Raw genomic sequence first — 7,028 nt, 5'->3', positions numbered from 1 at the left:
TAAGCAGTATAGACACTTTTATCGATGTTAAAACATTAAACGGAACTTATATAGTTACATAATGCTGACTGAACTTCTTAGAATATAGGAGTCTAGATATTGCTACAAAATAGGTATTATTTATGCCGAAAAATAAAAGAATCCGCTGGTTATAAACGGATTCTTCGCAATAGGAACACAAGGAAGCTGGTCCAGAGCGACCTGTGTATTCACTTGGATGAGAATAGTATATTCGAAAGAAATCAAAAGATGTATGGAAAATGAAATAAAACCTGTATGTAACAAAAAAAGAGCACTTAATAAAGTGCTCTCGTGACGAGTCTCATTTTATAACGACTATTTTATAAAGAAAGGAGCTCAGAATATTATATGTTAGTCCAGTTAATTGAGTGCTTCTTACAAATAAAGAGCAGCTAGCAAAGGCTAACTGCTCGGTTCTCCAAGGGGGAACAAGGAGAAAGTAACTTAATGGGTTGTTTACAGTATTGACGGAATACTGAGTTTTATTCAAGGGGGGAGAAGTAGGCCATTAACATGAAGCTGTGCCCATTCATATCCTGTAAGTAGTAAATTAATGACGGAGTAGATTGAGGATGGATGATCCGATTAAGGAGATAGTTGGCGCTTGGTTTGTTGCAGTAGGGACAATTATTGCTGCGATTGGGAGTACTCCTTTAAAAAAATTGAACAGCGGATTAAGAAAAGACTTGAACGTATGGGGGAATGTATTACAGGCAACGGGGAATGGTCTGGAAGCTGATGGACAAGGAAAAATATCCCTTGAATTGATTGGGAACGAAATTCAATCTATTGGGAATGTAACGGTTCTAGCAGGACTCATTATAGAATTTGAAGATGAAACACAAAAAAAATTAGTGACTGCAGGAAATTGGATACAAGCATTAGGTGGTGTTACATCAATAGGTGGGGAAATAGAGGAGAGTTCCAATATAGATGAATCTTATAACATTATCGGGAATTTGTTACAAGCGACTGGTAATTCATTACAGGAAATAGGTGGAATAGATGAATTGAAAGCTAGTCGGGATAAAGTAGAGGGAATTTCGGAAGACGATGAGGAGGATGGACAGCTTATAGTGATTACGGGGAGTTGGGTCCAAGCGGTCGGTTCAGTAGTTTCATTAATCGGTCAAATAAGAGAAGAAATCCAAGAGATAGAGGGAAATAATTCATAGAAAACCTAATAAAATAATCCTTTGATGGAGAAAAGAGCTTAAAACACAGGGACAATTCACGTTTAGATTATTTTTGAATGTAATGGGTATGAAAAGTGTTAAAATGCTTCAGAATGGAAATGAGAGGCGTTTAAATGAAAGGGTGAGAGAATTGGCAGGTCTAAAGAAAAGGAAAGTGAAAAAAGCAATTGCGCGTCGTTCGAAAATTATAGAAAGTGCTGAGAAAGAAAGGGTTAAGAAAGCTTGGAGAAATATTTTTTCGCAGGCTGGTATTTTGAAGTGAAAAAAATTTAATAGGGTCCGGCTAGAAAACTAGAGGACACCAATTTTTAGAGCAGCAATGAAGCTGTTTTAAAAAATGGTGTCCTCTTTATTTTTGAAAGGGGATGTGAGGAATGAAGGCATTAAAAGATCAACTACGCGAATGGAAAAAACAATCTAAGCAAGTGGAAAACAAACAGAAGAGAACACGAAAAGAAAACTTACGCACTCGTGATATTGAAGATTTAATGGGGATTCATGGGCCACGTTATGAGCGTAGACGTGGAGTTATAAGACAAAAGTAGTGTAAAAATAAAAAGGAGTGATTTTACATGACGAAGCAATTATCTTTCTTACCAAAAATCGATAGAGCAGCAACACAAGAGAAATTAGAGGGTATTCTTGAAAGTGTACGTATATATAAGCAATTTGGAATGATGCGTAAGGAAATGAAAGTCACTCCTTCTTATGAAAGGAGAGAGCATGGTCCTACACATGCAGTTGGCAAACCGTTAGAGGATGTAGCAATCTCTAATATTCAACAAAACAAGCGTGAAGAATGGTTAGAGAAAATGGCATTTCGAGTTGAACAAGCATTAAGTCGATTCGGAAACAGTACAGCTGGAAAAAATCAGAGGGACATTATAGTTAAACGGTATTTAGAAGACGAAGATGTGTGCGATTATATGGTGTATAACGAAATTGGCATGAGTGAACGTACGTATCGACGTGTGAAAGCTAGAGCGTTTTATAAATTGGCCTTTGCTCTTAGATTAGAAGTTTATGAAACTGAAGAAACTGGAGGGAATGAATCATGAATTTTGTTCAGCCCATACGTGATCCAGAGCAAATACAACAAATCAAAGAATATTTAAAAGAAAAGAATGCACGTAACTATATTTTATTTGTAATGGGAATCAATACAGGGTTACGTATCAGTGATATTTTAAAACTAAAGGTTGGAGATTTAAAAGGTAGTCATATCTCAATGCGAGAAATGAAGACAGGTAAGCAGAAACGCATACAAATAACAGCAGCACTAAAGAGAGAGCTTCGATGGTTTAATGAAAATAGAGAAGATGATGAGTACCTATTAAAAAGTAGGCAGGGAAAAAATCGTCCAATCGGTCGTAGTATGGCATATAAGATACTAAGTGGAGCGGCAGCAGAGTTTGGTTTAGATGAAATAGGAACACATACGTTAAGAAAGACGTACGGATACCATATGTACATGCAAACGAAAAACATAGCATTACTTATGGAGATATTCAATCATTCGTCAGAGAAGGTCACGTTACGTTATATAGGTGTAAACCAAGATGCAATGGATAAAGCAATGACTAGGTTTAAAATCTAATCATTGCTTTTTTCTTTATAAATCTATACAGTTACTCATAAATTTCGTACTGTGTAACTCAAAAGGGGAAGTATTATAAATTCAATGATAGCAAGGGCAGTAGCGTTTGGCTTAGTTACACACAATTAAACATATGGGTAATTGGAAGGTATAAAATATGCACATGACGTATAAAAGTTATATAGAATGAATGAGAGGTGGAACAGATGATGTGTGAAGAGTTATTACAAGCATTGGTTCAATATCAAATGCAGCAAGGAGAAAAGCCAAACACATTAAGGTTAAACCAAGATTACTATAAAACTGTATTAGAGCAATTAGCTTATCCTGATTGGTTAATGGAAAAGAAAATTAAGAATTTAGATCAGACGTTTCTCGGGGTTCAGGTGGAACTGACAAGTGAAGTAGAAACGTTTGAAATCAGGAGGATAAAAAAATTGGCAGAGTTTTGACCGCTTTTTGGCAGGAAATATGCCGGTTGTTTTGAATTTATCGTGTTATATTTGTATTGTGAGAAGTGGCGGAAAACACACCCCATAAAATTTCCTTATCATATATGTGGTTTAAACGGTTTCATAATAACGTTACATAAAATCCGAAACCAGCAGATAGTACTGATTGAATGGTACTGTTATTAAGAAGAGCTTTTGCTCTCCTTCCAGTTACTTAATAAATTGTAAAGAGATTGTTGTTGTCATGTTTGGGTAATTAGAAGGGGAGAGATGTTATCCTCCTGGTCCAGTAACGATATAGGCTTTTCATGCAAGAGTAAATAATGTTCAGTTATTCTTTTTTAGTACATCTGAATTTGTCTCTTGATACAGGTAATATATATGATTCTTGGTTATTCTTTTTTTAGTTAGAGTAATCTTATGTATATGCGTATAGGAGAGGCTGAAATTGATGCGAGTGAAAAAGGATATGTTAAAGCAATGGAAAGCCGATTTTCAGGCTATTCAAGAGGAAAAAAGAAGGAAGAAAAGAGAAAAGAAAAAGAATAAAAAATATAATATTCCGGGTCACACAGCTGACTTTATGAATAGAGAAGATACGTATTATAAAAAGAACAGGGTATGGAAGCAAAAGAAGAAATAAGTGTGGAGGGAGGTTTAATGGTTATAGATGGATGAAGGAATGAAGAATGCAAGAATATATAAGTGTGGTGGGTTATTTTAGATGAAAGGTATCCTGTGCATTCTTCAACCTTCTGAATAGAAATGGGAGGAAGAAGAACGAATATCATTTGGTGCGATACATGAGTGGGTATAGGCACATGCAGTGCACCAATTTTACGGTAGATTCTTCCTCTATTTGTATTATGAACTTGAATTTGGTTTTTGATACCAATTAAATGTAATTTTCATCACACTTTTCATTTAATTGTGTATGTTATATTAGTGTAGGGAAACATAGAAACATCTTCTGAGAGCACGTTGGTTACGTGCTTTCTTTTTGTTTGATTTACCAAAAACATGGAACCTTTTTCATAAGACAAGCATACACTGGAGCGTAGGACAACCACTTAGGTGGTACCTATACGCTCATAGGAACTCCTTTCTATCATTAGAGTTTGTTTTAAGAGTAGCCATTTTATGTTGGCTGCTCTCTTTCTGTTTAGGGAAAATAAATGAATGCCTATTTGGCCTGGGGCATGCAAAATAAAAGCACAACCAAATCATGTTGTGATACATAATCTGGTTGTGCCAAGTGTGAATAGATAATGAAAAACATAAATACCTTCGTAGGGGGAAGGATTATGTTTGATTGTAGCTTTATATTAGCATGTAATCTGTTAATAAGGTTAGTTTAAAAATGTCATGTAATAAAGGTAAAATAACGGTGGATGAAGAGCGAATGGATAATGATAAAGAGTAGCTTTATATATGAGATACAAGCATTCATTTGGGTGCTTTATGGAGTAGGATTCGGAATGGATAATCGATATCTTAAAATGATAGTTGATGAATTGAGGGAAATGTTAGGTCTTTAAAAAGAGATAAGGATGGTCTGAAACAAGCGTTGCTTGAAGTTTCAACGAAGGTGGACGGATTGAATAGAAAAGGGGAGTATGTTAAACGTTAGCAACATGAGTTTATATAACTCAACTCGTATTCAACAAATTATTGAACAATCTGAAGTGATTAAACAGATTAATAATAAGTCCATTTGAAGTTAAGTTTTTGATAGATGGCGAAGTATTTGCTAAGGCTGTAGTAACTTACAGCCGATTTAATTTAAGTTTGTAAAATTAAGGAAGAATAACTTGGGAGTGATAAAAAATGAAACTAAATAAACAAGAGCAAGCAGTTGCAATTGGTACATTCATTTCAATGCTAGGACAAGACCTTGTAAATGAACGCATCGATAAACAGAAATTAGAAAGAGTACTTCCTATCTTTAATGAAATGCAAGATAATACAACACCAAAGCAAAAGAGAGAAGCAATGATTAGTTTGCTTGGTAAAGCGGTGGATGAATTCTTAGAAAAATAGCTATAAAAAAAGGAAAAGCAACTCGCTTGGGGGGCGAATTACTTTTCCAAATGGCAATGTTAATTCTATTATAACAATTTGTATTTATTTGTAAATATATAATTAGAATATTCTTTTAAATGAGGTGAGGATAGATGAAAGTCTACTGTTCTAACTGCAATGAAGATTACAATATGCAACCAAAAGTAGCACAGCTTTCTAATCGCATTGAGAAGTGTTACTTCACATGTCCTCATTGCGAACATGAGCATGTCGCTGCATATGTGAACGATAAGATTCGTAAGCATCAAGCGGATATATATAAGTCCCACTTATATTTTCGACATCACCATAAGGCTCTTAAAATCTTTAACAAATTGTTACGACTTACATTCAAACGAATTTGAGCATGATGAATTTTTAAAGAGGACTTATATAGCTAAGTGTCATGAACGGATTAATAAAAAGAATCTGGCCATCGAGGATGAAATGAAACGATTGAGGAAGAGGATGGAAGGTGCCAAGTAAACCATTCAAGCCGTGCAAGTCATTAGGTTGCAATGAACTAACACGGGATAAATATTGTTCTAAACATATCCAAAAGGAAAAAGAAACCGTAAGATATTACGACAAACATATTCGAAACAAAAGCTCACGTTCATTCTACAACTCAAGACTGTGGAAGGATATGCGTGAGCTTATTTATCGTAGAGATCATGGCTTATGTGTTCAATGTAGAAGCAAGGACATCATTAAGATAGGTGATGTAGTCGATCATATCATTCCTATTCGTGTTGATTGGTCGAAACGATTAGAACCGACTAATTTACAGACGCTTTGCCATGCTTGCCATAACAAGAAAACAAAAGAAGATGAGAAGAAAAACAAAAAATAATTCGAAAGAAAAAATTCATAAACAACCCCCCACCATAAAAAAGCAAAAGGCGACTTCCTGGAGACCGCCGCCTAGCTTTCTGTGCAAAAAGTTCGTTTTATTCCATAAAAGGGGGTTCAGCCGAGGGAGGTGGTTCACATAGGAAGGAAAGCGAAGCCGATTCATTTGCATTTATTAGAAGGTAATACAAATCGATTGACAAAAGATGAAATTGAACAACGATTAAAAGCTGAAAAGCAGTTACAAGCAAAAAAGGACAAGGTAAAGCCACCAACGTGGTTAGATTCAGTTGCTAAGAAAGAATTTAGACGGATTGCTGGTGAATTACTAGAGCTAGATGTTATTACAAACATAGATGTGAATGCATTAGCAACGTATTGCGATGCTTACTCTGACTATGTTGCATGCACCAAAATTATACGAGAAGAAGGACTTCTTGTTGAATATACAAATAAGGCAGCTGAAACCAATAAAGTTCCCCATCCACTACTTACAAAGAAGAAGCAATTGCATGAACAAATGAAGGCTTTGGCTGTTGAGTTTGGTCTTACACCGAGTGCAAGAGCGAAAATTGTCATTCCAAATAGTAAACAAGGCCCTAAAACAAACGTAGAGAAGGAGTTTGACGTATAACATGATTAGACAATGGATGATGGACTACTGTGATGATGTATTACATGGTGAAGTTGTTGCTTGTCAGAAGCATAAACAAGCGTGTAAACGATTTTTAAGAGATATTGAGCGTGAAGGTTCTGAAGATTTTCCATATGTTTTTAAGGAAGAAAAAGCGCTTCGTTTCTTAAAGTGGATGTCTCTTTTTAAACATACAAAAGGAAAATTAGCAGGTC

Annotated in this window: 10 protein-coding genes and 1 pseudogene; all 11 read left to right on the top strand. The window is 35.4% G+C overall.

All coding sequences use genetic code 11. The features are described 5' to 3' along the window. Positions 1-593 precede the first annotated feature (593 nt). Entirely contained in the window at positions 594-1,196 is a 603-nt protein-coding gene (locus tag ACODS7_RS30530) for a DUF6944 family repetitive protein (RefSeq protein ID WP_243168485.1), read from the top strand. A 151-nt stretch (positions 1,197-1,347) separates the two neighbouring features. After that, positions 1,348-1,479 carry a DUF3983 domain-containing protein gene (locus ACODS7_RS30525; RefSeq protein ID WP_208743497.1) on the top strand — a complete coding sequence of 44 codons (132 nt, stop codon included), beginning with the start codon at positions 1,348-1,350 and terminating at the stop codon, positions 1,477-1,479. A 112-nt stretch (positions 1,480-1,591) separates the two neighbouring features. Then, positions 1,592-1,762 carry a hypothetical protein gene (locus ACODS7_RS30520; protein ID WP_243168486.1) on the top strand — a complete coding sequence of 57 codons (171 nt, stop codon included), beginning with the start codon at positions 1,592-1,594 and terminating at the stop codon, positions 1,760-1,762. A 27-nt stretch (positions 1,763-1,789) separates the two neighbouring features. Next, on the top strand, positions 1,790-2,275 hold the full coding sequence (locus tag ACODS7_RS30515; protein WP_243168487.1) for an ArpU family phage packaging/lysis transcriptional regulator: 486 nt from the start codon (positions 1,790-1,792) through the stop codon (positions 2,273-2,275). Then, entirely contained in the window at positions 2,272-2,814 is a 543-nt protein-coding gene (locus ACODS7_RS30510; RefSeq protein ID WP_001012128.1) for a site-specific integrase, read from the top strand. Before ACODS7_RS30515 ends, ACODS7_RS30510 begins: the two co-directional genes overlap by 4 nt. Positions 2,815-3,023: 209 nt before the next feature. Further along, positions 3,024-3,266 (top strand): hypothetical protein, encoded by a 243-nt coding sequence (locus tag ACODS7_RS30505; RefSeq protein ID WP_230478603.1) that lies wholly within the window; start codon positions 3,024-3,026, stop codon positions 3,264-3,266. 451 nt (positions 3,267-3,717) lie between these two features. Next, positions 3,718-3,909: a hypothetical protein gene (locus tag ACODS7_RS30500; RefSeq protein ID WP_097984929.1), complete on the top strand. Its 192-nt coding sequence runs from the start codon at positions 3,718-3,720 to the stop codon at positions 3,907-3,909. Positions 3,910-5,093: 1,184 nt separating this feature from the next. After that, positions 5,094-5,306, top strand: coding sequence for a hypothetical protein (locus ACODS7_RS30495; protein WP_000773601.1), 213 nt, complete (start codon positions 5,094-5,096; stop codon positions 5,304-5,306). Positions 5,307-5,802: 496 nt separating this feature from the next. After that, the gene (locus tag ACODS7_RS30490; protein ID WP_098282372.1) at positions 5,803-6,180 is read left to right on the top strand and encodes an HNH endonuclease; all 378 of its coding nucleotides are present in this window, start codon (positions 5,803-5,805) and stop codon (positions 6,178-6,180) included. Between the two features lie 129 nt (positions 6,181-6,309). Then, positions 6,310-6,813, top strand: coding sequence for a phage terminase small subunit P27 family (locus tag ACODS7_RS30485; RefSeq protein ID WP_243168488.1), 504 nt, complete (start codon positions 6,310-6,312; stop codon positions 6,811-6,813). A 1-nt stretch (position 6,814) separates the two neighbouring features. Next, a pseudogene (locus ACODS7_RS30480) lies at positions 6,815-7,028 on the top strand (terminase large subunit); the annotation flags it as partial.

The organism is Bacillus sp. FG16, assembly GCF_057809515.1.
The sequence above is the reverse complement of the archived record's forward strand: the minus strand, read 5'-3'. Positions and strand labels throughout refer to the sequence as shown.

Excerpts from the sequence above, each read along its gene's own strand:
- ACODS7_RS30495 (WP_000773601.1), top strand. The coding sequence starts at position 5,094 with ATGAAACTAAATAAACAAGAGCAAGCAGTTGCAATTGGTACATTCATT.
- ACODS7_RS30510 (WP_001012128.1), top strand. The coding sequence starts at position 2,272 with ATGAATTTTGTTCAGCCCATACGTGATCCAGAGCAAATACAACAAATC.
- ACODS7_RS30530 (WP_243168485.1), top strand. The coding sequence starts at position 594 with ATGGATGATCCGATTAAGGAGATAGTTGGCGCTTGGTTTGTTGCAGTA.
- ACODS7_RS30500 (WP_097984929.1), top strand. The coding sequence starts at position 3,718 with ATGCGAGTGAAAAAGGATATGTTAAAGCAATGGAAAGCCGATTTTCAG.
- ACODS7_RS30520 (WP_243168486.1), top strand. The coding sequence starts at position 1,592 with ATGAAGGCATTAAAAGATCAACTACGCGAATGGAAAAAACAATCTAAG.
- ACODS7_RS30515 (WP_243168487.1), top strand. The coding sequence starts at position 1,790 with ATGACGAAGCAATTATCTTTCTTACCAAAAATCGATAGAGCAGCAACA.
- ACODS7_RS30505 (WP_230478603.1), top strand. The coding sequence starts at position 3,024 with ATGTGTGAAGAGTTATTACAAGCATTGGTTCAATATCAAATGCAGCAA.